This is a genomic window from Stutzerimonas sp. Brlt_14 (assembly GCF_051948915.1).
In the GTDB taxonomy this organism is placed as follows: Bacteria; Pseudomonadota; Gammaproteobacteria; order Pseudomonadales; family Pseudomonadaceae; genus Stutzerimonas; species Stutzerimonas stutzeri.
In genome coordinates this window covers 276,299-303,226 of the sequence record NZ_JAYJLM010000006.1, presented here as the reverse complement: position 1 = coordinate 303,226, position 26,928 = coordinate 276,299, and the positions used below count along the sequence as shown (strand labels likewise).

Here is a 26,928-nt window from a genome sequence, read left to right as displayed (position 1 = left end):
GATTCTCCGCTCAATGCGTCAAGTGTGCCAGCCCCCACCAGCGATGGCTATCGGCGCACCACGATGAAGGTGCCGGCGACGAGCATGATCCAGGCCGGCCAGGCGTTGAGGGCGGTAAAGCTCTCGGCGCCGGTGGCGAGCGTCGCGCCGCTGCCGAGCAGGATCGCGCCGACCAGCCGCAGCGGCCAGTGTCGGCGCTCGCGCCATGGTGGCGGCGGGTTGTTGGCGTGGGGATGCGACATGCGTTCGAGCAGTTCGCGGGTCATGTGCGCCAGGTGCGGCAGCTGTTCGATCTGCGCCTGGGCATTCTTCAGCAGCTGGCGCGGGCCCATGCGCTCGCGCATCCAGCGCTCGAGGTAGGGCTGGCCGGTGCTCCAGAGGTCGAGATCGGGATACAGCTCGCGGCCAAGGCCCTCGATATTGAGCAGGGTCTTCTGCAGCAGCACCAGTTGCGGCTGCACCTCCATGTTGAAGCGCCGCGCCACCTGGAACAGACGCACCAGCAGCTGACCGAAGGAGATGTCCTTCAGCGGCTTCTCGAAGATCGGCTCGCAGACGGTACGGATCGCCGCCTCGAACTCGTTGACCTTGGTTTCCGCCGGTACCCAGCCCGAGTCGATGTGCAGCTGCGCCACCTTGCGGTAGTCGCGTTTGAAGAAGGCCATCAGGTTGCGCGCCAGGTAGTCCTGGTCCTCCGGCGTCAGGCTGCCGACGATGCCGAAGTCCACTGCGATGTACTGCGGGCTCCAGGGCTGGTGGGTACTGACGAAGATGTTGCCGGGGTGCATGTCGGCATGGAAGAAACTGTCGCGGAATACCTGGGTGAAGAAGATCTCCACGCCGCGTTCGGCCAGCTGGCGCATGTCGGTGTTCTGCCGTGCCAGACCGGCCATGTCCGTCACCGGTACGCCATAGATGCGCTCCATGACGAGCACTTGCGACCGGCAATAGTCCCAGTACACCTGCGGCACGTAGAGCAGTGCCGAGCCTTCGAAGTTGCGCCTGAGCTGGCTGGCGTTGGCCGCTTCGCGCAGCAGGTCGAGTTCGTCGTAGATGGTCTTGGCATAGTCGTCGACCACTTCCACCAGGTGCAGGCGGCGCGCGTCGATGGAGATGCGTTCGGCGGTATTGGCCAGCATGAACAACCAGGCCAGGTCCTGGCTGATGATCGGCTTGAGGTTCGGCCGTACCACCTTGACCACCACTTCCTCGCCGGAACGCAGCTTGGCGGCATGCACCTGGGCCACGGACGCGGAGGCCAGCGGTTTGCTGTCGAAGCGGGCGAACAGTTCGCCGACCGGGGCACCCAGCTGCTGCTCGATCAGCGCCGTGGCGACGGCCGAGTCGAATGGGGGTACTCGGTCCTGCAGCATCGCCAGTTCTTCGGCGATATCCGGCGGCAGCAGGTCGCGACGGGTCGAGAGAATCTGCCCGAACTTGATGAAGATCGGCCCCAGCCCTTCCAGCGCCAGGCGCAGACGAGCGCCCCGCGACAGCGCGCTGCGCCGCCGCGGAACCCAGCGCCAGGGCAGCAGATAGCTGGTGCCGCGCAGCCACCAGGGCATCGGCAGGTCGAGGATGATGTCATCGAGGCGGTAGCGGATCACCACCAGCAGGATGCGGAACAGGCGGCGTGCGGCGGCGAACAGCTTCATTCGGAGCGATCTGGATTCAGGTTGAGGGCGAGGCGCTCGATGCGCGCCTCGAGTCGGTCGAGGGCGAGCTTCATGTCATCCAGTTCGTCGAAGCGCGCCTGGGCTTCGGCCTGGCCGACCAGCGTGCGCGACTCTTCGCTGAGATAGTCGGCCAGATCCTGGCGCAGCGAGCCGGCGCTGTCGCGCAGCCAGTCCAGCGGGTTGCGCAGGCTGGAGCCGAGCAGCTGTGCACCGACCGGACCGAGCCAGCGGGAAATCTCGTACTCCCAGTCCAGCTCCAGGTCCTGCAGCACCTCCGCGAGGTTCATCAGCAAGCCGCTGTCGCCCTCGATCTCGACGTCCGGACCATGCAGCACCGCGGTCTTGTTGCGGCTGGCGGCCAGGCGCAGCAGGCTGCTCGCCGGCGCGCGCAGCCGGCAGTCGGCATCGCTACCCCAGGTGCCGGCCAGACGCAGCCCTTCATCGTCGGCGAGGATAAACAGGCGCCAGGCCGGGGCCGTGCAGTCGATCTCGATGACCCGGCCACTCAGGCGCGCCAGCCGCGGCAGTGCGGTCGGGTCCAGACGCAGGACGCGATTGATGCCGCGCTCGGCGCCGGCCAGCAGGGCAGCGCGCAGCATCAGGGCTTGATGCCGCGGTGCAGGGCGACGATGCCGCCGGTCATGTTGTGGTAGCTGACGCGCTCGAAACCGGCAGCTTCCATCATGCCCTTGAGGGTTTCCTGATCCGGGTGCATGCGGATCGACTCGGCCAGGTAACGGTAGCTGTCGGCATCGTTGGTGATCAGCTTGCCCATCATCGGCAGCAGGCTGAACGAGTAGGCATCGTAGGCCTTGGAGAACAGCTGGTTGGTCGGCTTGGAGAATTCCAGCACCAGCAGCCGGCCGCCCGGCTTGAGCACGCGCAGCATCGAGGCGATGGCGTCTTCCTTGTGGGTGACGTTGCGCAGGCCGAAGGCGATGGTGACCACGTCGAAGTAGTTGTCCGGGAAGGGCAGCTTCTCGGCATCGGCCTGGACGAACCTGACGTTGCCGGCCACGCCCTTGTCCAGCAGCTTGTCGCGGCCGACCTTGAGCATCGAGGCATTGATGTCGGCCAGCACCACTTCACCCGTGGGGCCGACGATGCGGGAGAACTGGCGAGTCAGGTCGCCGGTGCCGCCGGCGATGTCCAGAATCCGATTGCCGTGGCGCGCGCCGGACAGCTCGATGGTGAAGCGCTTCCACAGTCGGTGGATGCCGCCGGACATCAGGTCGTTCATCAGGTCGTACTTGGCGGCAACGGAATGGAACACCTCGGCCACCTTCTGCGCCTTCTGGCTTTCCGGCACGTTCTTGTAGCCGAAATGGGTGGTCGGTTCTGCGTCATGCGCTTTGCGAGGATCGGTCATGTCACTTTCACCCGAAGAATGTGCCCGGCATTCTAAACCTAAAAAGGCGGCTGATAAGCGTCGAGCAGGTGGCGGCCGGCAAAAGGTCTAGCGGCGACATGTCGCAGGGTCGAGCTCGGGGTGCCGCGGAGCAGACTTGCCACTTTGCTATAGTGCGCGCCTTTTCGGGCGCAGCCAGGAGCCGTCATGGCGCAGATCATCGTCGAACGTTCCCACAACCTCGGCCGCGATGCGGCCCGCGAAAAGGCCGACGAGCTCGCCGCACGCCTGGCCCGCGAGTTCGGCGTGAGCTGTCAGTGGCAGGGTGATGTGCTGGCGGTCAGGCGCAGTGGCGCGGACGGGCGCATCGAAGTGCGCGAGGACAGCGTGAAGGTGCTGCTCAACCTCGGCCTGCTGCTTTCGGCCATGGGCAGCAGCATTCAGGGCCAGATCGAGCGGGCACTGGACAAGGCGCTGGCCTGAACGGCGGCGCAGGGCCACGTGGCCCTGCGCCTGGCAGTCAGAGGCGGAAGCGGCCGATCTGCTGCTGGAGCGCGTTGCCCAGCTGGGCCAGTTCGGTGCTGGCGCGCGCCGTCTCGTCACTGGCGGTGGCGGTTTGCAGGGAAATGTCACGCACGCTGACCACGCTGCGGTTGATCTCCTCGGCCACGGCGCTCTGCTGCTCGGCCGCCGCCGCGATCTGCTGGTTCATGCTCTGGATGGTCGACACGGTACGGGCGATGACGCTCAGGGCGTCTCCGGCCCGGCGGGTCAGTTCGACCGTGCTGTCACTCAGCTGCTGATTGTCGCGCATCAGTTGGCTGGCGCTCTGGGCACTGTTCTGCAGGGTGCCGATCAGCTTCTCGATCTCCTCGGTCGATTGCTGGGTGCGTTGCGCCAGGGCGCGTACTTCGTCTGCCACCACGGCGAAGCCGCGGCCGGCTTCACCAGCCCGCGCCGCCTCGATGGCGGCATTGAGCGCCAGCAGATTGGTCTGCTCGGCGACTGCCTTGATCACGTCCAGCACACTGCCGATGGCATCGCTGTCGCGGCGTAGGTGCTCCATCGCCTCGCCGGTATTGGCGACCTGCATCGCCATGCGCTCGATCTGGGCGACGGCGTCGCCTGCCAGCTTCTCGCCCTGTACCGCCTGCTGGTCCGCTTCGGCAGTGGCCTGTGCGGCATCGACCGCATTGCGCGCCACTTCCTGAACGGTGGCGGCCATCTCGTTCACCGCCGTGGCCACCTGATCGGTCTCCTGGCGCTGATCGTTGACGCCGGCGCTGGTCTGCTCGGTGACGGCAGACAGCTCCTCGGCAGCGGCGGCGATCTGCGTCGAGCTGTCGCCGATGCTGCCGATCAGCTTGCGCAGACTCTGGCGCATGTCCTGCATCGCGCTTTCCAGCTGGCCCAGCTCGTCGCGGCGTTGCGCGCTGTCCGGGCCGGAGAGGTCGCCGTCGGCGATGCGCCGGGCCATGGCCAGGGTGTGGCGCAACGGCAGAATGATCTGGCGGGCGATGAACCAGGCCGCGAGCAGGCCGAGCAGTGCACTGGCGAAGGCGGTCAGCATCGTCTGGATGCGCGCCTGCTGCGTTTCGCCGAGCATCTTGGTCTGCTGGTTGCGGTACAGATTGCCGTTGATTTCCAGCAGACCGCCGATTTCGGAGGCCAGCGCCGTGCGAGCCTGGATGGTCGCATCCATGCCGACCTTGAAGGTCTCGATCGCTGCACGGTAGCGCTGCAGGGCGCTGGTCATGCGGTCGAGATGGCTGTGTTGATCGACGGGTAGCAGGCCGCGCAGCAGATCGGCCTGTTCACGGGAGCGATCGAGGCCGGCATAGGCGAGCTGCGCAGACTCTTCGGTGTGCTGGAAGATGTAGCCACGCACCAGGTAGCGGCTCTCCAGTACGCGCCGGGTTAGTTCGGCGAGGGCGCGGGCCTGCTGTACGACGAGCGGGTCGTCGGCGGACTGTTCGAGGGTCTGGTAGATCTGCTCTTCCAGTTCGCCGAGCGCCTTGAGGGCCTCGCCGGCGCTGCTGACCATCACGCCCCGGCTCTGTTCGCGGCTTTCGCGGGCCTGCTTCAGCTCCTGGAAGCTGCGTTCGATGCGCTCGGCATACTGGAGCGCGGAGGCGATGTCGCGCTGATCATCGGCGGCAGTCAGGGTGGTGCGGATGTCCTGCAGGTGGTTGCGGACTTCGCCGATCTTGCCGGTCACCTGCTGGGCGTGGGCGTCGCTGCCGCTTTGTTCGAACAGGGTGCGTGCGGTATCTACCGCGTAGGAGGCTTCCTGGACCTGGGACAGGCGGGTCTGCTTCTGGTTGCGCTCCAGCAACCCGTTCAGGCTGGTGACGGCGATGGCGGCAACCAGAAGTGTCAGCAGGACCATGAAACCGAAGCCCAGGCCAAGCTTGCGCGTGACGGCCAGGTCGGTGAAAAAGCGGGAGATCATGTGTGAACGCTCCAGAAAGTCGAGGCAGGCGCAGTCGCAAGAACACTGCAGCGAGGCGTCTTGTGCCGGGTCGCCGCATTAGCGGCGCGTAAGTGTCCCTGCACTTAGCGGCCGGCCTCGGAGGTTTCTTAAGCGCTTGTGCGGCTCGGCTGTCGTTTTTCGACCGCAGGGTCGCGCTGTGGTCGTACGGCTCTGGAAGCGGTGGGGCAAGGCATGAAGCAGGCGGGGAGGCGCCTGCGGCTACGACTTTGAATCGGTCAGGCGCGCAGGAGCGGGAGGGCGCAATCCTCGCCGCGGCGGCTCAGAGCATCAGCTTGACCACGGACTCATCGGGGTCGCGGGACTTGCCGGCGGCCGCCAGTGCCGCGAGATAGGCGTCCCATAGCGCCTGCTGATTCAGCGCCAGGCGTTCGAGGTAGTCCCAGGTGTAGAGGCCGCTGTCGTGGCCGTCGCTGAAGGTCAGCTTCAGGGCGTACTGGCCGGCCGGCTCGATCTGCTCCAGCGCGACCTTCAGCTTGCCGGTCTGCAGCACCGGGTTGCCGTGGCCCTGGACTTCCGCCGATGGCGAATGCACGCGCAGGAACTCGGCGGGCAGCACGTAGCGCTCGTCGGCGCCGTATTCCAGTTCCAGCGTTCTGGACGCCTTGTGCAGTTTGATTGCAGTGGGGATGCGCATGCGACGCTCCGGAAAAATCGGCCGTGGGAATGGCCACGGCCGTGACGGTCAGAGGATGTAGCGCGACAGGTCTTCGTCCTGAGCCAGTTCGCCGAGGTGCTCGTTGACGTAGGCGGCGTCGATGCGGATCGGTTCGCCCTGCTGCTTGCCGGCCAGGTCGGCTGCACTGAAGGAGACCTCCTCCAGCAGACGCTCGAGCAGGGTGTGCAGGCGACGGGCACCGATGTTCTCGGTCTTCTCGTTGACCTGCCAGGCGATCTCGGCGATGCGCTTGATGCCGTCCTCGAGAAACTCGATGTGCAGCCCTTCGGTCTTCAGCAGCTCGCGGTACTGCTCGGTGAGCGCCGCATGCGGCTCGGTGAGGATGCGCTCGAAGTCCTGCGGTGACAGCGCCTTGAGCTCCACGCGGATCGGCAGGCGACCCTGCAGTTCCGGCACCAGGTCGCTGGGCTTGGACAGGTGGAAGGCGCCGGAGGCGATGAAGAGAATATGGTCGGTCTTGACCATGCCCAGCTTGGTGTTGACCGTGCTGCCCTCGATCAGCGGCAGCAGGTCGCGCTGCACGCCCTCGCGGGAAACGTCGGCGCCGCTGGTATTGCCGCGCTTGGCAACCTTGTCGATCTCGTCGATGAAGACGATGCCGTTCTGCTCCACCGCCTCCAGGGCGCGGGCCTTGAGGTCTTCTTCGTTGACCAGGCGCGCGGCTTCCTCGTCGCGGATGAGCTTGAAGGCTTCCTTGATCTTCAGCTTGCGGCTCTTCTTCTTGCCCTTGCCCATGTTGGCGAAGAGGTTCTGCAGCTGGTTGGTCATCTCCTCCATGCCGGGCGGGGCCATGATCTCCACCCCGGCCGGGCTCTCGGCGACCTCGATGTCGATCTCCTTGTCGTCCAGCTGGCCTTCGCGCAGGCGCTTGCGGAACAGCTGCCGGGTGTTGGAATCACCGCTCTGCACCGGCTCTTCGGAAAAGCCTACCGGGCGCGCCGGCGGCAGCAGGGCGTCGAGGATGCGTTCTTCGGCGGCGTCTTCGGCGCGGTGGCGCATCTTGTGCACCTCCTGCTCGCGCAGCATCTTCAGCGCCGCGTCGGCCAGATCGCGGATGATCGATTCGACGTCACGGCCGACATAGCCGACCTCGGTGAACTTGGTGGCTTCCACTTTCAGGAACGGCGCGTTGGCCAGCTTGGCCAGGCGGCGGGCAATTTCGGTCTTGCCGACGCCGGTGGGGCCGATCATCAGAATGTTCTTCGGGGTGACTTCCTGGCGCAGCTCGGCGGGCAGCTGCATGCGCCGCCAGCGGTTGCGCAGGGCGATGGCCACGGCGCGCTTGGCGTCGTCCTGGCCGATGATGTGGCGGTTGAGTTCGTGGACGATCTCGCGGGGCGTCATGGACATGGTGCGGTACTCCGGAACGACAGGCGATTAGACCGCGCTGTCGAGCTCCTCGATGGTCAGGTTCTGATTGGTGAACACGCAGATGCTGCCGGCGATGTTCAGCGCCGTCTCGGCGATTTCCTGGGCCGACATGTCGGCGCCGGCCTTGAGCAGCAGGGCCTTGGCCGCGGCCTGGGCGAAGCCGCCGCCGGAGCCCATGGCGATCAGGTCGTCTTCGGGCTGCACCACGTCGCCGTTGCCGGTGATGATCAGCGAGGCATCCTTGTTGGCGACGGCGAGCATGGCTTCCAGACGGCTCAGGGAGCGGTCGGTGCGCCAGTCCTTGGCCAGCTCGACGGCGGCGCGCACCAGATGGCCCTGGTGCTTCTCCAGCTGACCTTCGAAGCGCTCGAAGAGGGTGAAGGCATCGGCGGTGGCGCCGGCGAAGCCGGCCAGGACCTGGCCGTGATAGAGGCGGCGGACCTTCTTGGCGTTGCCTTTCATGACGGTGTTGCCGAGGGAAACCTGGCCGTCGCCGCCCATGACGACTTTGCCGTTGCGGCGCACTGAAACGATGGTGGTCAAAGGAAAATCTCCACACTGCGGGGCGATGAATGCCCGAATGCGGTTGATATGGGGGACTGCTTCCGGCTTTTCAACGGCTGTCGGTGAGGTTCATCGACAGCCGTGGTTCTGCACGAGGCGCTACGCAGGCCCTGGTTGTTCGCTGCGTTGCGGGCGGCTGGGCTGGCGCGGCACGTCGCCGGCTACCGCCGCGGCGATCATCTTGCGCAGCCGGACCGGAATCGACTTGGCCGCCGGCACCTTGCTGCGTTCGGCATGGTGCCAGACCGGCAGCAGGGCGTTGCATTCGGGGTAGTAGCCTGCGCAGCAGCCCTCCGGAATGCTGTAGGGCGTCACCCGCAGCGGGCCGACCGCGCGGTGTACGCCGTCATCGACCACGGTGATCGCCTCGATGCGGTCGTTCTCGGCCAGGCCCAGGCGGACGATGTCGTTGCGGTTCATCAGGATCACCGCGCGGGTGCCGTGAATGCCGCGGAAGCGGTCGTCGTACCCGTAGACCGTGGTGTTGAACTGGTCGTTGCTGCGCAGCGTCATCATCTGCAGCACGTCGTGCCGTTCGTGGCCGCCTTCCTCGGTATCCGGGTCCATGCTCAGCGAAGGCGGGTTGATGAAGTTGGCCTTGCCGGTCTCGGTGTCCCAGCGCCGCTGGCTGGCGCCGAGCGGGCGATGGAAGCCGCCGGGTTCCATCATGCGCACATTGAAGTCGTGGAAGATCTCCGGGTAGCTCTCGGCGATGGCGTCGCGGATCAGGCTGTAGTCCGCGACCCAGGCGTCCCAGTCCAGCATCGGGTTGGGCGCGAGCGTGGCCTTGGCCAGTCGCGCGATGATCGCCGGTTCCGATAAGAGCAGTTCGCCAGCCGGCTCGGCGGCGCCGCGCCAGGCCCGGATGCAGCCGGTGCTGTCCTCGGTTGTGTGGCGTTGCTCGCCGGTGGCCTGGCGGTCGATCTCGGTGCGACCGAGGCAAGGCAAGATATAAGACACTTCGCCGGTGATCAGGTGATTGCGGTTGAGCTTGGTCGACACCTGCACCGACAACCGCAGTTTGCGCCAGGCCGGCTCCATCTGCAGGGTGTCAGGAATGGCGCGGACGAAGTTGCCGCCCAGGCCGATGAAGCCGCGGATGCTGCCGTCGAGGATGCCCTCGCAGGCCTCTACCGTATTCACGCCATCTTCGCTCGGCGGCTCGAAACCGAACTGCCGACGCAGGTTGTCCACCGGCACCTTCGCTGCCTTTTCGGTGATGCCGACGGTGCGCTGACCTTGCACGTTGGAGTGGCCGCGCACCGGCAGGATGCCCGCGCCCTCCTTGCCCATGTTGCCGCGCAGCAGGAGCAGGTTGACCAGCATCTGGATGGTCTGCACGCCGTGGCGGTGCTGGGTCAGGCCCATACCATAGGGGGCAATCACCCGCTCGCAGCGGGCATAGGCGGTGGCTGCCGCTTCCATCGCTGCGCGGGTGAGGCCGGAGCGACGTTCCAGCTGCTCCCAGGTGTAGCTGCGGATGCGTGCTTCGAAGGCCTCGAAGCCATGGGTGTGCTGCTCGATGAAAGCGACATCGAGCACCCTCTGGCGCCCTTCGGCGATGGCCAGGCCGTCCATGGCGAACAGCGCCTTGCACATCCCGGCGATGGCCGCCATGTCGCCGCCGATGGCCAGCTGGTGATATTGGGTGCTGATCACCGTGCTGTCCGGCGTCAGCATCTCGCGCGGCGACTGCGGGTTGACGAAACGTTCCAGGCCGCGCTCACGCAGCGGGTTGAAGGTGACGATCTCGGCCCCGCGCTCGCGCGCGGCCTGCAGTTCATGGAGCATGCGCGGGCTGGACGTGCCGGTATTCTGGCCGAAGAAGAACAGTCCGTCGGTGTGCTCGAGGTCGTTCAGGGTGACCGTGGCCACCGGTACGCCAATGCTTTCCGGCAGGGCCACCGAGGTGCTCTCGTGGCACATGTTGGAACTGTCCGGCAGGTTGTTGGTGCCGTACAGGCGCGCCAGCAGGCCATACATGTAGGCCGTCTCCAGCGCCGCACGCCCGGACATGTAGAACACCACCTGGTCGGGATCGTCCATGGCCTTGAGTTCGGCGCCGATCTCGGCGAAGGCGCTGTCCCAACTGACCGGCTGGTAATGGTCACTGGTGGCATCGTAGCGCAGCGGATGGGTCAGCCGGCCCTGTTGTTCCAGGTCGAAGTCGCTCCAGTTGAGCAGCTCGCTGACGCTGTGCCTGGCGAAGAATTCCGGGCCGCAACGCAACGAGGTGTTTTCCCATGCCGTGGCCTTGGCGCCGTTCTCGCAGAACGACAGCGGCCGCGAGGGGTGCGGCTTGGCCCAGGCGCAGCTGACGCAGGCGAAGCCGTCGATGGGTTTGTTCTGCTTGAGCAGCAGGCCGATGCCGGCCGGCGAGACGCGTTCACGCAGCAGGATGTTGGCGACGGAGTAGGCCGATCCCCAGCCACCGGCCGGTGCACGGTAGGGTTTGAACTTGGTCTGGGACACGTCGTTCCTCCTTTCGCAAGGGAGCTTGTCTGTTTACGACGGGGCCCGCGCCGGATCGTTCAGGGCGCTTTGTCACAAGGTTGTGCGATTCACTCCATGGCGAAACCGTGCTGACGCCAGGCCTCGTAGACCGCGATGGCCACGGTGTTGGACAGGTTCAGGCTGCGGCTGTCGGGACGCATCGGCAGGCGCAAGCGCTGCTCGTTGGGGAGGGCATCGCGGATATCTGGCGGCAGGCCGCGGCTTTCGGGGCCGAACAGCAGGGCGTCGCCGCGCCGGTAACGCACCTCGTGGAAGGGCTGCGAGCCCTTGGTGGTGAAGGCGAACAGCCGTGGGCCGTCCGGGTTGGCGGCGTCGATGCCGATCCGCGCGAGGCAGCTCGGCAGATCGGCGTGGCGCTCCAGCGTGGCATATTCGTGATAATCCAGGCCGGCGCGGCGCAGGCGTTTATCGTCCAGCTCGTAACCCAGCGGCTCGATGAGGTGCAGGTGGCAGCCGGTATTGGCGCAGAGCCTGATAATGTTGCCGGTATTGGGCGGTATTTCCGGTTGGAACAGGATCACGTGAAACATGCGCAGCACCGAGGTTGAAGACCGGCGGCATTCTACCGGGGCGAAGGACCCGATGCGCCGCATACGCCGGACCTTTTTCGGTTCGCTGGTGCTGATCGGGCTGCTGGTGGGGCTGATGATCGGCCGGCTCACCGCGCCCGGGCCGGTGCAGCTGGAGGCGGTGCAGGTGCTGCCACAGGGGCTGTCGCTGCGCTTCGACCGCAAGCCGGAGACCTATGACGAGCATCTGGAGGGGGCGTTCGCCCTGTTGTTCCAGGCCGAGGGCGAGGCGCAATCCGGGCAGCTGCAGATCGACGGCATGCCTGTGGCCTGGCGCGTGCAGCAGACCGAGAAGGGCCTGCTGTTGCATCTGGTGGCGGCGCGCCGGCTGCAGGGGCAGTGGCAGGGCGCGCGCGTCGACGGCGGCTGGCAGGTGGAGGTCAGCGTGTCGCCCTGGCGGCCATGACGGATTCGCACATGGCTGGTGCGTCAGAAAGAAGAACCCCGCCAGTGGCGGGGTTCTTTGTCGCAGGTCGGATCAACGTCTGATCAGCTGTCGTCGCCTTCATCGTCATCGCTGCCATCGACGCGCATGCCCAGCTCCTTGATCTTGCGCGTCAGGGTGTTGCGACCCCAGCCGAGCAACAGGGCGGCATCGCGTCGGCGACCGGCGGTGTGCTTGAGCGCGGTCTCGATCATGATGCGCTCGAAGGCCGGCACCGCCTCGTCGAGCAGGTTGCTCTGGCCGCGCGCCAGGGCCTGATCCGACCAGTTGCGCAGCGCCTGTTCCCAGTTGTGCGCCGGCTGCGCCTCGGCCTGCTGGTTGAGCAGCTCCGGTGGCAGGTCGTCGACATGCACTTCGCGCCCGGACGCCATGACCGTGATCCAGCGGCAGGTGTTCTCCAGCTGGCGCACGTTGCCCGGCCAGGGCAAATGCTGCAGATACTCCTTGGTTTCCGGCTTGAGCACCTTGGTTTCCACCGAGAGCTCCTGCGCGGCGCTGGCGAGGAAGTGCTCGGCGAGCGCCGGGATGTCCTCGCGACGATCGGACAGGCGTGGGATGTGGATGCGGATGACGTTCAGGCGGTGGAACAGGTCCTCGCGGAACTTGCCGGCCTGCACCAGCGTTTCCAGGTCCTGGTGCGTGGCGGCGATGATGCGCACGTCGACGCGTACCGGCGTGTGGCCGCCGACCCGGTAGAACTCGCCATCGGCCAGTACGCGCAGCAGGCGGGTCTGTGTGTCGGCCGGCATGTCGCCGATCTCGTCGAGAAACAGGGTGCCGCCGTCGGCCTGCTCGAAGCGCCCGCGGCGCTGATTGGCCGCACCGGTGAAGGCGCCTTTCTCGTGGCCGAACAGCTCCGACTCCATCAGGTCCTTGGGGATGGCCGCCATGTTCAGCGCGATGAATGGCGACGCCGAACGCGGGCTGTGGCGGTGCAGGGCATGGGCCACCAGCTCCTTGCCGGTGCCGGACTCGCCGTTGATCAGTACGGTGATGTTGGAATGGCTGAGCCGGCCGATAGCGCGGAACACCTCCTGCATCGCTGGCGCCTCGCCGATGATCTCAGGAGTGTGGTGGCGGTTGGCCGGTTCCTGCTGGTTCTGCTGCTCCTGGGCGTGCTGATTGGCGCGCTTCACCAGCGAGACGGCGTCGTCGACGTCGAACGGCTTGGGCAGGTATTCGAAGGCGCCGCCCTGGTAAGAGGCCACCGCGCTGTCCAGATCCGAATGCGCGGTCATGATGATCACCGGCAGGCGAGGGTACTGCTCGCGGATCTGCGAGAGCATGTCCAGACCGCTGAGGCCGGGCATGCGGATGTCGGAGATGATCACGTCCGGCTGCTGGCGGGCGAGGCGGGCCAGCACACCGTCGGCGCTGTCGAAGCTCTGCGTGGCCATGCCTTCCTGTTGCAGGGCCTTTTCCAGGACCCAGCGGATGGAGCGGTCGTCGTCGACGATCCAGACGTTTTCGCTTCGGCTCATGCTGATGTGGCTCCTTGTTCCAGCGGTAGGAAGATCGAGAACACGGTGTGGCCAGGATGGCTCTCGCATTCGATCAGACCCTGGTGCTGACTGATGATGTTCTGGGTGATGGCAAGGCCCAGGCCGGTTCCGTCCGGGCGGCCGCTGACCATCGGGTAGAAGAGCGTGTTTTGCAGTTCGGCGGGAATCCCCGGGCCGTTGTCGATGATCTCGATGCGTGTCACCAGGCGATGACGAATATGGCCGATGGTGAACTGCCGCAGTGTGCGGGTGCGCAGGGTGAGACGGCCGAGGCCCAGCTCGTTCTGCCCGGCCAGTGCCTGCATGGCGTTGCGCATGATATTGAGCACGGCCTGGATCATCTGTTCGCGGTCCATCAGGACTTCGGGAATGCTCGGGTCATAGTCGCGCACCAAAATGATGCTTCCCTGGCATTCGGCGTCGATCAGGCTGGCCACATGTTCGAGCACTTCGTGGATGTTGGTCATCGACAGCGACGGCAGCTTGTTAGAGCCGAGCATGCGGTCGACCAGATTACGCAGACGGTCGGCCTCCTCGATGATGACTTCGGTGTAGTCCTTCAGGTGTTCTTCGGGCAGCTCGCGGGCCAGCAGTTGTGCCGCACCTCGAATGCCGCCCAGCGGATTCTTGATCTCGTGGGCCAGGCCGCGCACCAGCATCTTGGTGGTTTCCTGCTTGGACAGCTGGGCCTCTTCCTTTGTGATGCGCAGCAGGCGGTCGCGCGGCAGCACTTCCAGCAGCAGCATGGTTTCCTGCCGGGTCAGTACCGGGGTCACCGCGTAGTCCACGGTCAGTGTCTGGCCGGTGGCGGAGGTCAGGGTGGCTTCGCGCTTGGTGAACGGATGGGCTTCTTCAACCGCCTGGCGCAGGGCCGCCAGGGCTTCCGGCGACTCGGTGAACAGCTCGCTGATGAACTGTCCGTGGCTGCGTTGGCCACTGACGGCCAGCAGCATTTCGGCAGCCGGGTTCATGTACTCCAGGCGCAGGCGCGAGTTGAGCAACAGCGTCGCGGTAGTCAGATTCTCGATCAGCAGGCGTTGCAGGGCTTCGTTGATCATGGCTGGTCTGCGTCCGGAAGTTCAGGCAGGAAATGCAAGAACCAAACCAAGCGCGCCATTGCGGCGCGGATCGGCGTGATGCTGCAGCCCTACGGGCTGTCCGGTGACCCAAATTGGTGACGAGCGATCCGCTCACCTGATGGGCGCACCAAACAGGTGCACCCCATGATCATAGAAAGGGCACGAAGGGAATGTCGCGTTTTTCCACCGGCTTGTCCTTTAGCGGGCATTCCGGGCGAACGCCGTAATCGGCCTTCTGGCAAGGATTGACCATGCGCCGCTGGGCCAGCGAGGTGCGGATCAGGTGAAAGGGTTGATTCGCGGTGCGTTGCAGCACGCGCTCCTGTTCATCCACGACAGCCACCGCCAGCTGATGGGTGCCACGATCGACGTTACTCAAGGCGAAGGAAGTCTGTTCGCCTGGGGCGCCGAATGGCTCGCCATCGAGGAGCAGCTGGTAGAAATGGCCGGGCTGCAGCGCGGGCTCGGCCTCTACGGTGACGCTGACCGTGCCGGCGTTGTTGCGGATCGCCTCGTCTGCGGCCGGGCTGAGGATCTGCAGCTGATAGCGGATGGCCGCCGCCTGCTGCTTCGGCGGCTGGACCGTACGCGGGGCGGTTGTCGGCTGAGTTGCCATGCTGTTGGAGGGCTTCAGCTGCACCTCTTCCACTGCCTGGCCGCTAGGTCGGTCGGTAAAGACCCGGTTGCCCTCGGCATCCGTGTAGGAATAGATGCCGCCCAGCGCAGGCAGGGCGGTGCCGAGCAGCAGGATGGTTGTGACGTTGCGAAGGATGCTCAAGGAGCAGGTCTCGGCTTCGGTGGCGGCGGACGCAGTGCGGGGCTCGAGGTATTGACCCGCTGCACGGTGAACAACACCGGCTCGCTGCGCTGGATGATGCGCTCGCCGCTCAGTACCTCGATGTGCAGGCGATGGTCGCCGCGTTCGACATTATTCAGTTGCAGGGACGTGGCCGCGCTGGCGGCGGCCTGAGGGATGCCATCGAGCATGAAGCGCAAGGTATGGCCCGGTTGCAGCGGCGGTTCCAGCAGGGCGCTGACGACGAAGGTGCCGTTGTTGGCGCGCAGTGCCTCGGCGTCGGGAATGCCGCTCAGCATCAGCGTCTGGTAGGGCGCCTGCTGGTTCTGCTGACGGTCCGGCAGAGGAGGCGGCGGCTCGGGCGTGCGGATGTTCACGGTGTTGGCCGGCGGCAGGTCCACCGTGTCGGCCTGCACGCCTTCCGGCGGCTGGTTGGTGAACACCGTATTGCCTTGCGCGTCGGTGTACTTGTAGATCTCGGCGAAGGCCGGGACGCTGAGGATGAACAGCAGGCTGAACAGGGCGCTACGCATGGGAGGCTCCGCGGAGTTTGACTGCCGAAGCCTTGCACTGCAACGGCCTTCAGGCAAGCACGATCGCTGCGATTTGCGAGGCGTGACAAGCTGCACGGATCACGGTCGCCGGGCAGAAACGAAGAAGGCCACCCGAGGGTGGCCTTCCTGTCACGCGAACTGGATCAGACGCTGTAGTACAGATCGTATTCCAGCGGGTGCACGAAGGTGCGCACCTTGATCTCTTCCTCGGACTTCAGCTCGATGTAGGCATCGATGAACTCGTCGGAGAACACGCCGCCCTTGGTCAGGAACGCGCGGCCCTTGTCCAGCTCTTCCAGGGCTTCCTTCAGGCTGCCGCAGACCTGCGGGATCAGCTTGCCTTCTTCCGGCGGCAGATCGTACAGGTTCTTGTCGGCGGCATCGCCAGGATGGATCTTGTTCTGGATGCCATCCAGGCCAGCCATCAGCAGTGCAGCGAAGCACAGGTACGGGTTGGCAGCCGGGTCCGGGAAGCGCGCTTCGATACGACGGGCTTTCGGGCTGGAAACGTACGGAATACGGATCGAGGCCGAGCGGTTGCGCGCCGAGTAGGCCAGCATGACCGGTGCTTCGAAGCCCGGGACCAGACGCTTGTAGGAGTTGGTCGACGGGTTGGTGAAGCCGTTCAGCGCCTTGCCGTGCTTGATGATGCCGCCGATGAAGTACAGAGCGGTCTCGGACAGGCCGGCATAGCCTTCGCCAGCGAAGGTGTTCTTGCCGTCTTTGGAGATCGACATGTGTACGTGCATGCCCGAACCGTTGTCGCCGTACAGCGGCTTCGGCATAAAGGTCGCGGTCTTGCCGTAGGCGTCGGCGACGTTGTGCACGCAGTACTTCAGGGTCTGAACTTCGTCAGCCTTGGCGACCAGGGTGTTGAACTTCACGCCGATTTCGTTCTGACCGGCAGTGGCCACTTCGTGGTGGTGCACTTCGACGACCAGGCCCATCTCTTCCATGGCGTTGCACATGGCGGTACGGATTTCGTGGTCGTGGTCGCACGGCGGAACCGGGAAGTAGCCGCCCTTGACGGCCGGGCGGTGGCCCTTGTTGCCGCCTTCGACGTTCTGGTCGGTCATCCAGGAGCCCTGCTCGGAGTAGATCTTGAACATCGAGCCGGAGATGTCCGACTTGAACTTGACCTGGTCGAAGATGAAGAACTCCGGCTCCGGGCCGACGAATACGGTGTCACCGATGCCGGTGGACTTGAGGAACTCCTCGGCGCGCTTGGCGATGGAGCGCGGGTCGCGGTCGTAGCCCTGCATGGTGCTCGGCTCGACGATGTCGCAGACCAGGATCAGGGTCGGCTCTTCGGTGAACGGATCGAGTACCGCGGTCTCGTCGACCGGCATCAGGATCATGTCGGAGGCTTCGATGCCTTTCCAGCCATGGATGGACGAACCGTCGAACATCTTGCCGTGCTCGAAGAAGTCTTCATCCTGGGCATCACGAGCCGGGACGGTGACGTGGTGCTGCTTGCCTTTGGTATCGGTGAAGCGCAGATCAATCCACTTCACATCGTAATCTTTGATCAGTTGAAGCGACTTCGACATGGTGTTCTCCAAGTGGTGGAAGCGTGACAGTGAGCTTCCGAATCAGGGTGAAGCCGGGCGGCGATGTTCCGCCAAGGCGACCTGCCTCACAAGGGAGCAAATTGCATGCCAGTGCTCCTTCTTGGGACTGCAGGCCCGCAACAGCGCTGCCGCGGCGTTTGGCCGTGCTAAATGCTAGTCGTCATGGCCAAAGCGTGCGCGTTAATGGTGCGAGCGGTCGTGGCTGCGCATTGTTTTGGTGCGCGGCGCCCGGCCTCAAAGAAAGCGATTAAATCTTGAGCAGTTTCCGCTATACTCCGCGCCCCTCTTTTCCAGCCATACCGGCACCCGCGCTGTTTCCATGAAGCTGATCGTCAAGGTTTTTCCCGAAATCACCATCAAGAGCCCGCCGGTGCGCAAGGGCTTCATTCGCCAGTTGGCGAAGAACATCCGCACCGTGCTGCGCGAGCTCGACCCCGAGGTGCGGGTCGAAGGCGTGTGGGACAACATCGAGGTGGAAACCGCGCTCAGCGAGCCCAAGCCGCTGCGCGAGATGATCGAGCGCCTGCGCTGCACGCCCGGCATCGCCCATTGTCTGGAAGTGCACGAATATCCGCTGGGTGATCTCGACGACATCGTCGCCAGGTGCAAGGCGCATTACGCCGAGCGCCTGCCGGGCAGGATCTTCGCCGTGCGCTGCAAGCGCGCCGGCAAGCACTCGTTCAGCTCCATGGATGTCGAGCGCCATGTCGGCAGCCAGCTGCGTCAGCAGTGCGGTGCCGCCGGCATCTCGCTGAAGGCACCGGAGATCGAGGTGCGCATGGAAATTCGCGACCAGCGCCTGTTCGTCGTCCATGAGCAGCACGATGGCATCGGCGGCTATCCGCTGGGTGCGCTGGAGCAGACCCTGGTGCTGATGTCCGGTGGTTTCGACTCCACCGTTGCCGCCTACCAGATGATGCGTCGCGGCCTGATGACCCACTTCTGCTTCTTCAACCTCGGCGGCCGCGCCCATGAGCTGGGCGTGATGGAAGTGGCCCACTATCTATGGAAGAAGTACGGCAGCTCGCACCGCGTGCTGTTCATCAGCGTGCCGTTCGAGGAAGTGGTCGGCGAAATCCTGCAGAAGGTCGACAACAGCCAGATGGGCGTGGTGTTGAAGCGCATGATGCTGCGCGCCTCGACCGAGATCGCCGAGCGCCTGCACATCGACGCACTGGTCACCGGCGAGGCGATTTCCCAGGTGTCCAGCCAGACCCTGCCGAACCTCTCGGTGATCGATTCGGCCACCGACATGCTGGTGCTGCGCCCGCTGATCGCCAGCCACAAGCAGGACATCATCGACACCGCCTTCCAGATCGGCACCGCCGAGTTCGCCAAGAACATGCCCGAGTACTGCGGCGTGATCTCCAAGAACCCCACCACCCGCGCCAAGCGCTATCGCGTCGAGCACGAGGAAAAGCAGTTCGACATGGCCATCCTCGAGCGCGCTCTGGCCAGTGCCCGTCAGGTACCGATCGACCGGGTGATCGACGAGCTGGGCGAAGACATCAAGGTCGAGGAAGTCAGCGAGGCGATGGCCGGCCAGGTCATCCTCGACATTCGTCACCCCGATGCCACCGAGGACGAACCCCTCGAACTGTCCGGCATCGAAGTTCAGACTCTGCCGTTCTACGCGCTGAACAACCGTTTCAAGGAACTGGATGAAAACCGCCAGTACCTGCTGTATTGCGACAAAGGTGTCATGAGCCGCCTGCATGCTCACCATCTGCTGAGCGAGGGGCATGTAAATGTTCGCGTCTATCGTCCGGCCTGACGCATCGGTGAAACAGCCGGGGCTATTGGGTGGCAGCATTCGCCACCGCCCTCCCGACCGCTGCTGATCGCAAGGCCCCAGTCGTAACCAATCGGACAGCCTGACGTCGTCCGGACTATTCCCAGCTTCCAGCCCGAGCTCGAAGCCATCTACAGAGAAACGAATCAGTGATCGAGAATCTTCGCAACATCGCCATCATCGCCCACGTCGACCATGGCAAGACCACCCTCGTCGACAAGCTGCTGCGCCTGTCCGGCACCCTGGACCGCAAAGAAGCGGAAAACGAGCGCGTGATGGACTCCAACGACCAGGAAAAGGAACGCGGCATCACCATCCTGGCCAAGAACACCGCACTGAAGTGGAACGGCTACAACATCAACATCGTCGACACACCCGGCCACGCCGACTTCGGCGGTGAAGTCGAGCGCGTGATGAGCATGGTGGACTCCGTACTGCTGGTGGTCGACGCCCAGGACGGCCCCATGCCGCAGACCCGCTTCGTGACCCAGAAGGCGTTCAAGGCCGGCCTGCGTCCGATCGTGGTGGTGAACAAGATCGACCGTCCGGGCGCGCGTCCTGACTGGGTCATCGACCAGATCTTCGACCTGTTCGACAACCTCGGCGCCAGCGACGAGCAGCTGGACTTCCCGATCGTTTACGCCAGTGCCCTGAACGGCATCGCCGGCATGGACCACGAGAACATGGACGACAACATGGATGCCCTGTTCCAGGCCATCATCGACCATGTTCCGGCGCCAAAGGTGGACGTCGACGGCCCGTTCCAGATGCAGATCTCCCAGCTGGACTACAACAGCTTCCTCGGTGTGATCGGTATCGGCCGCATCGCTCGCGGCACCATCAAGGCCAACAGCCCGGTGACCGCCATCGGCGCCGACGGCAAGAAGCGTAACGGCCGTATCCTGAAGATCATGGGTCACTCCGGTCTGCAGCGCGTGGAAGTCCAGGAAGCCACCGCCGGCGACATCGTCTGCGTATCCGGCATGGACGAGCTGTACATCTCCGACACCCTCTGCGACCAGAACACCGTCGAGGCGCTGCCGCCGCTGACCGTCGACCAGCCGACCGTGTCCATGACCTTCCAGGTCAACGACTCGCCCTTCGCCGGCAAGGAAGGCAAGTTCGTCACCAGCCGCAACATAAAGGACCGTCTGGACAAGGAACTGCTGCACAACGTGGCGCTGCGTGTCGAGCAGGGCGACAGCCCGGAGAAGTTCAAGGTCTCCGGCCGTGGTGAGCTGCACCTGTCGGTACTGATCGAAACCATGCGCCGCGAAGGCTTCGAGCTGGCCGTCGGCCGCCCGGAAGTGGTGATCATCGAGAACGAGGCCGGCGAGAAGCAGGAGCCCTACGAGAACGTCACCATCGACATCGAGGAGCAGCACCAGGGGCCGGTGATGGAACAGATGGGCCTGCGCAAGGGCGATCTGACCAACATGATCCCCGACGGCAAGGGTCGCATCCGCCTGGAGTACACCATCCCGGCGCGCGGCCTGATCGGTTTCCGCAACAACTTCCTGACCCTGACCTCGGGTACCGGCATCCTGACTTCGACCTTCAGCCACTACGGCCCGATCAAGGCCGGCGAAGTCACCAACCGCCAGAACGGCGTGCTGGTCTCCATGGCCACCGGTACCGCACTGACCTACTCGCTGGAAACCCTGCAGGCTCGCGGCAAGCTGTTCCTCGAGCCCGGCCAGGACATCTACGAAGGCCAGCTGTGCGGCATCAACAGCCGTGACAACGACCTGGTGATCAACCCCACCAAGGGCAAGAAGCTCGACAACATGCGCGCGTCCGGCAAGGACGAGGTCATCGCCCTGGTTCCGCCGATCAAGTTCACCCTCGAGCAGGCGCTGGAATTCATCGCTGATGACGAGCTGGTGGAAGTGACGCCGAAATCGATCCGTCTGCGCAAGAAGATGCTGAACGAGAACGACCGCAAGCGTTACGAGCGCAGCAAGGTGTAATCCCCGTTGCGAAGCTGCAAAAAGGCGCCTTCGGGCGCCTTTTTGCGTTTTCACGCACGCCGCACATCGGCCAGCGCAGCGGCGCCGGGATCTGTGAGGACGTTGCATTGAAAGTTGTACAACCCTTTTGCAGCAGTATCGCTTAGCCAGATTCCTATCAGCCGGGCTCATCGCCAGCAGTTAGCGCCCGTCCAGGCGGCAATAAAACTTGTACAAGTAATGTCACAATGACATGATGTTGTACAAGTTTTGGCTCGGTGCAAATGTGTCCGGGTCCTCGATGACTGACCGATTGGCTGCCGAGCAGCCTCGCAAAGGGAGTGTTCGATGAACAAGCAGATGTCGGTTTCCATGCGTCTGGGCCTGGGATTTTTCGTGATTCTGGCGTTGATGGTGGCGGTCGCCGTGGTCAGCGCGCTCAAAGTCGACGTCATAGACCGGAGCATGAGTCAGATCAGCTCGCAGGCTGGTCTGAAACAACGCTATGCGATCAACTTCCGTGGCAGCGTGCACGACCGCGCGATTGCCGTGCGCGACGCCGTCAGTGCTGCTGATCCCGCGTTCGCTCGCGGGCAGGTGGCGGAGATCGAGCGCCTGGCGCAGCTGTATGCTGACTCGGCGGCGCCGATGAAGACGATGCTCGCGCAGCCCTCCGCCGATACCGTAGAAAAGCAGCTGATGCAGCAGATCGAGACCATCGAGGCGAAGACCAATGCGCTGACCCAGCAGGTGGTCGAACTGCGCTTCAGCGAGGATTCGGCGCGTGCCCACGAATTCCTCTTGGACAATGTCGCCGGGGCCTATACCGAATGGCTGCGACTGATCAATGCATTCATCGATCACCAGGAAGCGAGCATCAATCAGGACGTGGCCGTGGTCCGGGAAACCGCCAGCGGCTTCCTCGCGCTCATCGTCGCGGTGACTGGCGTGGCGGTTCTGCTCGGGGTAGCCATTGCCGTCGTAATCATCCGCAAGCTGCGCTCGACCCTCGGCGCCGAGCCCGACGAGGTGGCCCGCGTGATCGGCAACCTGGCCAATGGCGATCTCGGCCAGGTAATCGTCACCCCGTACCCGGACAGCGTCATGGGGGCGACCGCCAAGATGGCCAGCCGCCTCACCGCGATTATTGCCGAGGTGCGCGCTGCCGCCGACGGCGTCGGTGTCGCTTCGGGCGAGCTGCGTACCTCGTCGGCGAACAGCAATCAGCAGATCCAGCATCAGTCGGCCGAGGCCGAGCAGGTGGCCACGGCGATCAATCAGATGGCCACGACCGTGAACGAGGTGGCGAGCTTCGCTGCCCGTGCCGCCGCAGCGGCGAGGAGCGCCGACGAGCAGGTCGAGACCGGAACGCGAATCGTCGGCGAAACAGCCGTCTCCATCCATAACCTGGCCAAAGTGCTGGAAAGCGCGACCGAAACCGTCAACCAGGTCTCGGCGCAAAGCGGCGATATCGAAAAGATCTTGCAGGTCATCACCGCCATCGCCGAGCAGACCAACCTGCTCGCGCTCAATGCGGCGATCGAGGCGGCGCGTGCCGGCGAGCATGGTCGCGGCTTCGCAGTGGTGGCCGACGAGGTGCGCTCGCTGGCCAACCGCACGCAGCTGTCGTCCAGCGAAATCAGCGAGATGATCGCCTCGCTGCAGGCTGGCGCCGGCAGAGCGGTGGAGGTGATGCAGTCGAGCAAGCAGCTGGCGCAGCAGACCGTCGAGCAGACGCTGCAGGCGGAGAATGCGCTGGCCAAGATTCGTCAGGAAGTGGGTTCGATCAACGAAATGAACGCGCAGATCGCGACGGCTTCCGAGGAGCAGGGCGCAGTGGCGGAAGAGGTCAATCAGAGTGTCACGCGTATCCACGACTCCACCGTCGCCAGTTCCGCCGCCTCGAACCAGGTGGCGTCTTCCAGCCAGGACCTGACCCTGCTCGCCGAGGAGCTGAATCGCAAGGTCAACTACTTCCGCGGTTGACGACCCCGTTGGCTGAACAGAAAAGCCCCGACCACAAGGCCGGGGCTTTTCACTTTCCGACGATCTGGAATGCCGGTTAGGTAAAGAACAGCGGCACCACGACGCTGGAAATCAGCAGGATCAATGCACTGCCCAGGCGCGAGGAGATCTGCGCGAAGGGCATCAGCGACATGCGCCGGGCGGCGGAGAGCACCGCGACATCACCGGTGCCGCCCATGTTGGCCATGCACAGGCCGGCGGTGATGGCCGACTCGATCGGATAGAAGCCCACCAGTTTGCCCACCAGGCCGGCGCCGAACGCCGCACCGGCAACCACGGCGAAGACGATCAGCACATAGGTCAGCGAGATGGCGTCGATCACCTGGCCGAGGTCGGTGAAGGCCACGCCGATGCCGAACAGCAGGGCGAAGGTCCAGTTGCGCGCGACGAAGCGGAACCACTGGGAGGCGGCGTCGTTGATCGACTCGGGCACCAGGTTGCTGATCTTGAGCAGCGCCACCAGCACGATCATCAGCGCATAGGGATGCAACGGCACGAACTTGCCGAGGATCTGCCCGGCGATGAAGAAGCTCAGTGCCGCGACCAGACCGATGCCCAGCGCCGGCAGGGTGATCGGGCCTTCCTTGTCGCTGACATCCACGCCCGGCATCATCTGGCCGTTGCCGGTCAGTGACGGGTAGCGATTACCCAGGCCGTTGAGCATTCCGGCGATGATGATCGCGAAGACATTGCCCAGGGCCAGGGCCGGCACCAGGATCGAGATGTAGTAGCTGGCCGGCTGTCCGAGCAGCTGCTCGTAGATCTGGCTCATCGGTACCGCACCGGCACCCATGCCGCCGCCCATGATCGGCATGGCGATGACCACCACCGCATCCTGCGGCGAGAAACCGAGCAGCGCGCCCACGGCCATGGCGAACAGCGCCGCGAACAGCACCGAGCAGAGCAGCGGCAGCGCATAGCGCGAGCCGACCTTGACCAGCACCTTGGCGTCCATGCCGAGGATGCTGCCGGTGATCAGCGCGGCGATATAGAAGTCGAGAAAGCCGCCGCCCTTCATGAAGCTGGCGACGTCGTCCGCCACCGCCTTGGGCAGCCAGCCGAAATAGACCATGGCCGCGGCACCGAACAGCGCCAGGATCGCGCCGCCGCCCAGGTAGGTCTTGATGATCGGCAAGCGGTCGCCGGCAAAGCCGAGCAATTCGCCTAGCAGCATCATCACCAGCAGCGCGCCGATCATCCCGCTGGGCAGGGTATCGGTAGCGATGGCGGCGACCATGACGAGCAGGGCGATGGCGAACAGTGGCAGCGGCAGATTGAAGATGCGCTGGGAAAACACGGACAGGGACGGGTTGCAGTCAGGCACGGCAGTGCTCAACGGGGTCCGATTCATTGTTGTACTCCTTCGAACGCGGCAGCCAGGCGGCGCGCGTACGGGTCATGGTTGCGATAGCGCCCGATGCGGGCGGACGTGCACAGCCGGACAACCGTGCGCGGCTACCTTAAGCAGAGATGCATCGCGGCCAATGTTTGGCGAAGTTAAAAAAGCATTACGAAACTAAAAAAAGCGCCGCCGAGCTTGACCCGCCGGCGCCCCGCTGGCTCGATCCAGCCCTCTATCGCGGCCCTTGAGCGCCGCTCAGCCACTGGAGAACGACCTTGCGCCTGCGCCTGAACACCCTGATCTCGCTGCTGGTCGCCGTCATGCTGGTGCTGGCCCTCGGTCTTGCGCTCTGGCTGTTCAACGTCCAGCTGCAGGACACCCTCGAAGAAGGCCAGGCCGCGCGGGTGACCAACGTCGCACAGAGCGTTGCGGCGCGTGACGACGTGCGCCAGGCGCTGGTCGGGATGACCATGGATTTCACCGCCGACAACCCGCTGCAACGCGATATCGACGATCTGCGCCAGCGGCTGGGGGTCGATTTCATCGTGGTAATGGATCGGCATGCCCTGCGCCTCACCCATCCGGAACCGGCACGCATCGGCCAGGCCTTTCGCGGTGACGATGAAGGCCCGGCGCTGGCCGGCGAAACCTACAGTTCGCGCGCCGAAGGCAGCCTGGGTACCAGCATCCGCGGCTTTGCTCCGGTGCTGGACGCACAGGGCGACGTGCTCGGCGCGGTATCGGTCGGTGTGACCCTGGCCTCCCTTGGTGAGCTGCTCAGCGAGCATCGGCGCGACGTGGTGGTCGGCGTGCTCGTGCTGATGCTGCTGACCGTGCTCGGCGCGCACCTGCTGGCGCGCTATATCAAGCGCGTGCTGTTGGGGCTGGAGCCCTATGAAATCACCCGCCTGGTGGAAGAGCGCCAGGCGATGCTGGCCTCGGTACGCGAGGGCGTGCTGGCGGTCGACGATCAGGCGCGCATCACCCTGGTCAACCCGGCGGCGGAGCGCCTGCTGGTTAGCACCGGGCTGGGCAAGCCTCCGCTGGGGCGGCCGATCGCCGAGTATCTGCCCACCAGCGGCCTGCCCGAAGTGCTGGCCAGCGCCAGCGAGCAGCTGGATCGCGAGTTCAGCCTCAACGGCCTGGCCATCCTTGCCAACCGCGCGCCGATTCGTCACCAGGGCCGGGTGATCGGGGCCATCGCCACCTTCCGCGACAAGAGTGAAGTCAACGCGCTGGCCGAACAGCTGACTGGCGTCAGCCGCTATGCCGAAGCGCTGCGCGCGGCGACCCACGAGTTCAAGAACAAGCTGCACGTGCTGCTCGGGCTGGCGCAGATGGGTGATCTGGATGCGCTGCGCGCCTACCTGCGCGACCTCGCCGATCACCAGCTGGCGCCCGCCACGGCGCTGGTGGAGGGCATCGGCGAACCGGTCCTGGCCGGCTTCCTGCTGGGCAAGCAGAGCGAAGCCCGCGAGCGCGGCATCGTTTTCCAGGTGGAGGTCGAACATCCGGTGCCGGCCGCCGCGCCGGAACGGATCCACGGCCTGGTGACCATCCTCGGCAACCTGCTGGAGAACGCCTTCGAGGCCGTCGCCGAGCAGGCCGAGCAGCGTGTCAGCCTGACCCTCGACTACGACGAGGCGCTGCTCTCGCTGCACGTACAGGACAGCGGCGGCGGCATCCAGCCCGAGGTGCGCGAGCAGATCTTCGAGCGCGGTGTATCGACCAAGGGCGAGCGGCGCGGCATCGGTCTGGCCGCGGTGCGCGAACAGGTCGACGCCTGGGGCGGTACCCTGGCGGTCTACTCGGAAGCGGGCCGCGGCAGCCTGTTCGAGGTCGAGCTGCCCTATCGCACCGCCGCCACGGAGGGAACACCATGAAAACCGCCCTGCGCGTGCTGATCGTCGAGGACGACCCGATGGTCATGCGCCTGAACGTGGACTATCTGGCCCGTCTCGACGGCATCGAGCTGGTCGGCCAGTGTGCCAGCGTGCCGGCGGCACTCGAACTGCTGGCGAACGAGACGGTGGACCTGCTGCTGCTCGACGTCTACTTGCGCAACCGCTCCGGCCTCGAGGTGCTGCGCTACCTGCGTGCCGAGGACCGCAACACCGATGCCGTGTTGATCACTGCGGCATCGGAGATCGAGACGGTACGTGCCGCCCAGCGCCTCGGCGCGCGGGATTACCTGGTCAAACCGTTCAGCTTCGAACGCTTCCGCGATGCCGTGGAGAGCTGCCGGCGCGCCCGTGATGCGCTATCGCGGTTGCCGGAACAGCTCGGCCAGGGCGACATCGACCGGCTGTTCGGCCAGCCTGCCGCGGCGGACGTGCGTCGTCCCGGTGACCTGCCCAAGGGGCTGACGCCGGCATCGCTGGCCCAGGTGGCGCAGGCGATCCTGGCGCTGGAGGAAGATAGTTTCACCAGCGAAAACCTGCTGACCGCCACCGGGATGTCCCGCGTCTCGGTGCGCAAGTACCTCAAGCACCTCACGGACGCGCAGCTGCTGGAGGAATCCTTCCACTACGGGCAGATCGGCCGGCCGTCGTTCCGCTATCGCTGCCTCGACCGTGTTGCGCTGCAGCGGCTGGCACAGGGCTGACGGTGGCTGTCGCCGGCCCGCCAGCCGGCTAGCCCGTTGAAGACGCCCGACCCGCG

At 65.0% G+C, this 26,928-nt stretch carries 22 protein-coding genes; 7 read left to right on the top strand and 15 right to left on the bottom strand.

Annotation, left to right across the window (positions count from 1 at the left end):
- Positions 1-47: 47 nt before the first annotated feature.
- Genes ubiB through ubiE form a run of 3 tightly spaced genes read right to left on the bottom strand, consistent with a single transcriptional unit; the run spans position 48 to position 3,045 of the window.
- Entirely contained in the window at positions 48-1,655 is a 1,608-nt protein-coding gene (ubiB, locus tag VF716_RS16620; protein WP_125856126.1) for a ubiquinone biosynthesis regulatory protein kinase UbiB, read from the bottom strand.
- Positions 1,652-2,275 (bottom strand): ubiquinone biosynthesis accessory factor UbiJ, encoded by a 624-nt coding sequence (locus VF716_RS16615; protein WP_013981488.1) that lies wholly within the window; start codon positions 2,273-2,275, stop codon positions 1,652-1,654. Before VF716_RS16615 ends, ubiB begins: the two co-directional genes overlap by 4 nt.
- Entirely contained in the window at positions 2,275-3,045 is a 771-nt protein-coding gene (gene ubiE, locus VF716_RS16610; protein ID WP_017244765.1) for a bifunctional demethylmenaquinone methyltransferase/2-methoxy-6-polyprenyl-1,4-benzoquinol methylase UbiE, read from the bottom strand. The genes VF716_RS16615 and ubiE overlap by 1 nt, the downstream gene beginning before the upstream one ends.
- 186 nt (positions 3,046-3,231) lie before the next feature.
- On the opposite strand from ubiE, the gene VF716_RS16605 reads away from it, so the two are divergent.
- Positions 3,232-3,507, top strand: coding sequence for a polyhydroxyalkanoic acid system family protein (locus VF716_RS16605; RefSeq protein WP_013981490.1), 276 nt, complete (start codon positions 3,232-3,234; stop codon positions 3,505-3,507).
- A 37-nt stretch (positions 3,508-3,544) separates the two neighbouring features.
- Here the strand turns inward: VF716_RS16605 and VF716_RS16600 are convergent, their stop codons facing one another.
- The 6 genes from VF716_RS16600 to VF716_RS16575 form a co-directional block, all read right to left on the bottom strand.
- Positions 3,545-5,476 (bottom strand): methyl-accepting chemotaxis protein, encoded by a 1,932-nt coding sequence (locus VF716_RS16600; protein ID WP_125856125.1) that lies wholly within the window; start codon positions 5,474-5,476, stop codon positions 3,545-3,547.
- Between the two features lie 301 nt (positions 5,477-5,777).
- Complete coding sequence (locus tag VF716_RS16595) at positions 5,778-6,152, bottom strand: gamma-butyrobetaine hydroxylase-like domain-containing protein (RefSeq protein ID WP_011911581.1); 375 nt, start codon at positions 6,150-6,152, stop codon at positions 5,778-5,780.
- Between the two features lie 48 nt (positions 6,153-6,200).
- The gene (gene hslU, locus VF716_RS16590) at positions 6,201-7,544 is read right to left on the bottom strand and encodes an ATP-dependent protease ATPase subunit HslU (RefSeq protein ID WP_011911582.1); all 1,344 of its coding nucleotides are present in this window, start codon (positions 7,542-7,544) and stop codon (positions 6,201-6,203) included.
- A 27-nt stretch (positions 7,545-7,571) separates the two neighbouring features.
- Positions 7,572-8,108, bottom strand: a complete 537-nt coding sequence (gene hslV / locus VF716_RS16585; RefSeq protein ID WP_011911583.1) for an ATP-dependent protease subunit HslV — start codon at positions 8,106-8,108, stop codon at positions 7,572-7,574.
- A gap of 120 nt (positions 8,109-8,228) precedes the next feature.
- Positions 8,229-10,601, bottom strand: a complete 2,373-nt coding sequence (locus VF716_RS16580) for an FdhF/YdeP family oxidoreductase (RefSeq protein ID WP_011911584.1) — start codon at positions 10,599-10,601, stop codon at positions 8,229-8,231.
- Between the two features lie 89 nt (positions 10,602-10,690).
- Complete coding sequence (locus tag VF716_RS16575) at positions 10,691-11,173, bottom strand: tRNA (cytidine(34)-2'-O)-methyltransferase (protein WP_011911585.1); 483 nt, start codon at positions 11,171-11,173, stop codon at positions 10,691-10,693.
- Between VF716_RS16575 and VF716_RS16570 the strand changes: the two genes are divergently transcribed.
- On the top strand, positions 11,172-11,618 hold the full coding sequence (locus tag VF716_RS16570) for a hypothetical protein (protein WP_043942085.1): 447 nt from the start codon (positions 11,172-11,174) through the stop codon (positions 11,616-11,618). The genes VF716_RS16575 and VF716_RS16570 overlap by 2 nt on opposite strands.
- Positions 11,619-11,701: 83 nt before the next feature.
- Here VF716_RS16570 and ntrC read toward each other — a convergent pair whose 3' ends face one another.
- From ntrC to glnA, 5 genes are all read right to left on the bottom strand, one after another.
- Positions 11,702-13,138, bottom strand: a complete 1,437-nt coding sequence (gene ntrC / locus VF716_RS16565) for a nitrogen regulation protein NR(I) (RefSeq protein ID WP_108241354.1) — start codon at positions 13,136-13,138, stop codon at positions 11,702-11,704.
- The gene (glnL, locus tag VF716_RS16560) at positions 13,135-14,217 is read right to left on the bottom strand and encodes a nitrogen regulation protein NR(II) (protein ID WP_125856124.1); all 1,083 of its coding nucleotides are present in this window, start codon (positions 14,215-14,217) and stop codon (positions 13,135-13,137) included. Before glnL ends, ntrC begins: the two co-directional genes overlap by 4 nt.
- Before the next feature lie 169 nt (positions 14,218-14,386).
- Positions 14,387-15,016, bottom strand: a complete 630-nt coding sequence (locus tag VF716_RS16555; RefSeq protein ID WP_125856123.1) for a DUF4124 domain-containing protein — start codon at positions 15,014-15,016, stop codon at positions 14,387-14,389.
- A complete protein-coding gene (locus tag VF716_RS16550) occupies positions 15,013-15,567 on the bottom strand; it encodes a DUF4124 domain-containing protein (protein WP_108241357.1) in 555 nt (184 codons plus the stop codon). The genes VF716_RS16555 and VF716_RS16550 overlap by 4 nt, the downstream gene beginning before the upstream one ends.
- A 164-nt stretch (positions 15,568-15,731) precedes the next feature.
- Positions 15,732-17,138 (bottom strand): glutamate--ammonia ligase, encoded by a 1,407-nt coding sequence (glnA, locus tag VF716_RS16545; RefSeq protein WP_108241358.1) that lies wholly within the window; start codon positions 17,136-17,138, stop codon positions 15,732-15,734.
- 340 nt (positions 17,139-17,478) lie between these two features.
- On the opposite strand from glnA, the gene thiI reads away from it, so the two are divergent.
- The 3 genes from thiI to VF716_RS16530 all read left to right on the top strand — a co-directional run bounded on the left by thiI (position 17,479) and on the right by VF716_RS16530 (position 22,886).
- Positions 17,479-18,933 carry a tRNA uracil 4-sulfurtransferase ThiI gene (gene thiI, locus VF716_RS16540; protein ID WP_125856122.1) on the top strand — a complete coding sequence of 485 codons (1,455 nt, stop codon included), beginning with the start codon at positions 17,479-17,481 and terminating at the stop codon, positions 18,931-18,933.
- A gap of 167 nt (positions 18,934-19,100) precedes the next feature.
- Entirely contained in the window at positions 19,101-20,921 is a 1,821-nt protein-coding gene (typA, locus tag VF716_RS16535; protein WP_011911593.1) for a translational GTPase TypA, read from the top strand.
- 327 nt (positions 20,922-21,248) lie between these two features.
- Complete coding sequence (locus tag VF716_RS16530; RefSeq protein WP_279641167.1) at positions 21,249-22,886, top strand: methyl-accepting chemotaxis protein; 1,638 nt, start codon at positions 21,249-21,251, stop codon at positions 22,884-22,886.
- 76 nt (positions 22,887-22,962) lie between these two features.
- On the opposite strand, the gene VF716_RS16525 is transcribed toward VF716_RS16530, so the two are convergent.
- Entirely contained in the window at positions 22,963-24,276 is a 1,314-nt protein-coding gene (locus VF716_RS16525) for a 2-hydroxycarboxylate transporter family protein (RefSeq protein WP_440552803.1), read from the bottom strand.
- A 266-nt stretch (positions 24,277-24,542) separates the two neighbouring features.
- Between VF716_RS16525 and dcuS the strand changes: the two genes are divergently transcribed.
- A complete protein-coding gene (dcuS, locus tag VF716_RS16520; protein ID WP_019407522.1) occupies positions 24,543-26,150 on the top strand; it encodes a DcuS/MalK family sensor histidine kinase in 1,608 nt (535 codons plus the stop codon).
- Positions 26,147-26,872, top strand: coding sequence for a response regulator (locus tag VF716_RS16515; protein ID WP_014595594.1), 726 nt, complete (start codon positions 26,147-26,149; stop codon positions 26,870-26,872). Before dcuS ends, VF716_RS16515 begins: the two co-directional genes overlap by 4 nt.
- Positions 26,873-26,928 lie beyond the last annotated feature (56 nt).

Bases quoted from the DNA above. Each gene is read 5' to 3' on its own strand.
- hslU (WP_011911582.1), bottom strand. From the start codon at position 7,544: ATGTCCATGACGCCCCGCGAGATCGTCCACGAACTCAACCGCCACATC.
- glnL (WP_125856124.1), bottom strand. From the start codon at position 14,217: ATGATCAACGAAGCCCTGCAACGCCTGCTGATCGAGAATCTGACTACC.
- ntrC (WP_108241354.1), bottom strand. From the start codon at position 13,138: ATGAGCCGAAGCGAAAACGTCTGGATCGTCGACGACGACCGCTCCATC.
- VF716_RS16515 (WP_014595594.1), top strand. From the start codon at position 26,147: ATGAAAACCGCCCTGCGCGTGCTGATCGTCGAGGACGACCCGATGGTC.
- VF716_RS16605 (WP_013981490.1), top strand. From the start codon at position 3,232: ATGGCGCAGATCATCGTCGAACGTTCCCACAACCTCGGCCGCGATGCG.
- VF716_RS16600 (WP_125856125.1), bottom strand. From the start codon at position 5,476: ATGATCTCCCGCTTTTTCACCGACCTGGCCGTCACGCGCAAGCTTGGC.
- VF716_RS16575 (WP_011911585.1), bottom strand. From the start codon at position 11,173: ATGTTTCACGTGATCCTGTTCCAACCGGAAATACCGCCCAATACCGGC.
- VF716_RS16525 (WP_440552803.1), bottom strand. From the start codon at position 24,276: ATGAATCGGACCCCGTTGAGCACTGCCGTGCCTGACTGCAACCCGTCC.
- VF716_RS16615 (WP_013981488.1), bottom strand. From the start codon at position 2,275: ATGCTGCGCGCTGCCCTGCTGGCCGGCGCCGAGCGCGGCATCAATCGC.
- glnA (WP_108241358.1), bottom strand. From the start codon at position 17,138: ATGTCGAAGTCGCTTCAACTGATCAAAGATTACGATGTGAAGTGGATT.
- ubiB (WP_125856126.1), bottom strand. From the start codon at position 1,655: ATGAAGCTGTTCGCCGCCGCACGCCGCCTGTTCCGCATCCTGCTGGTG.
- thiI (WP_125856122.1), top strand. From the start codon at position 17,479: ATGAAGCTGATCGTCAAGGTTTTTCCCGAAATCACCATCAAGAGCCCG.
- VF716_RS16570 (WP_043942085.1), top strand. From the start codon at position 11,172: ATGCGCAGCACCGAGGTTGAAGACCGGCGGCATTCTACCGGGGCGAAG.
- VF716_RS16550 (WP_108241357.1), bottom strand. From the start codon at position 15,567: ATGCGTAGCGCCCTGTTCAGCCTGCTGTTCATCCTCAGCGTCCCGGCC.
- ubiE (WP_017244765.1), bottom strand. From the start codon at position 3,045: ATGACCGATCCTCGCAAAGCGCATGACGCAGAACCGACCACCCATTTC.
- VF716_RS16595 (WP_011911581.1), bottom strand. From the start codon at position 6,152: ATGCGCATCCCCACTGCAATCAAACTGCACAAGGCGTCCAGAACGCTG.
- VF716_RS16530 (WP_279641167.1), top strand. From the start codon at position 21,249: ATGAACAAGCAGATGTCGGTTTCCATGCGTCTGGGCCTGGGATTTTTC.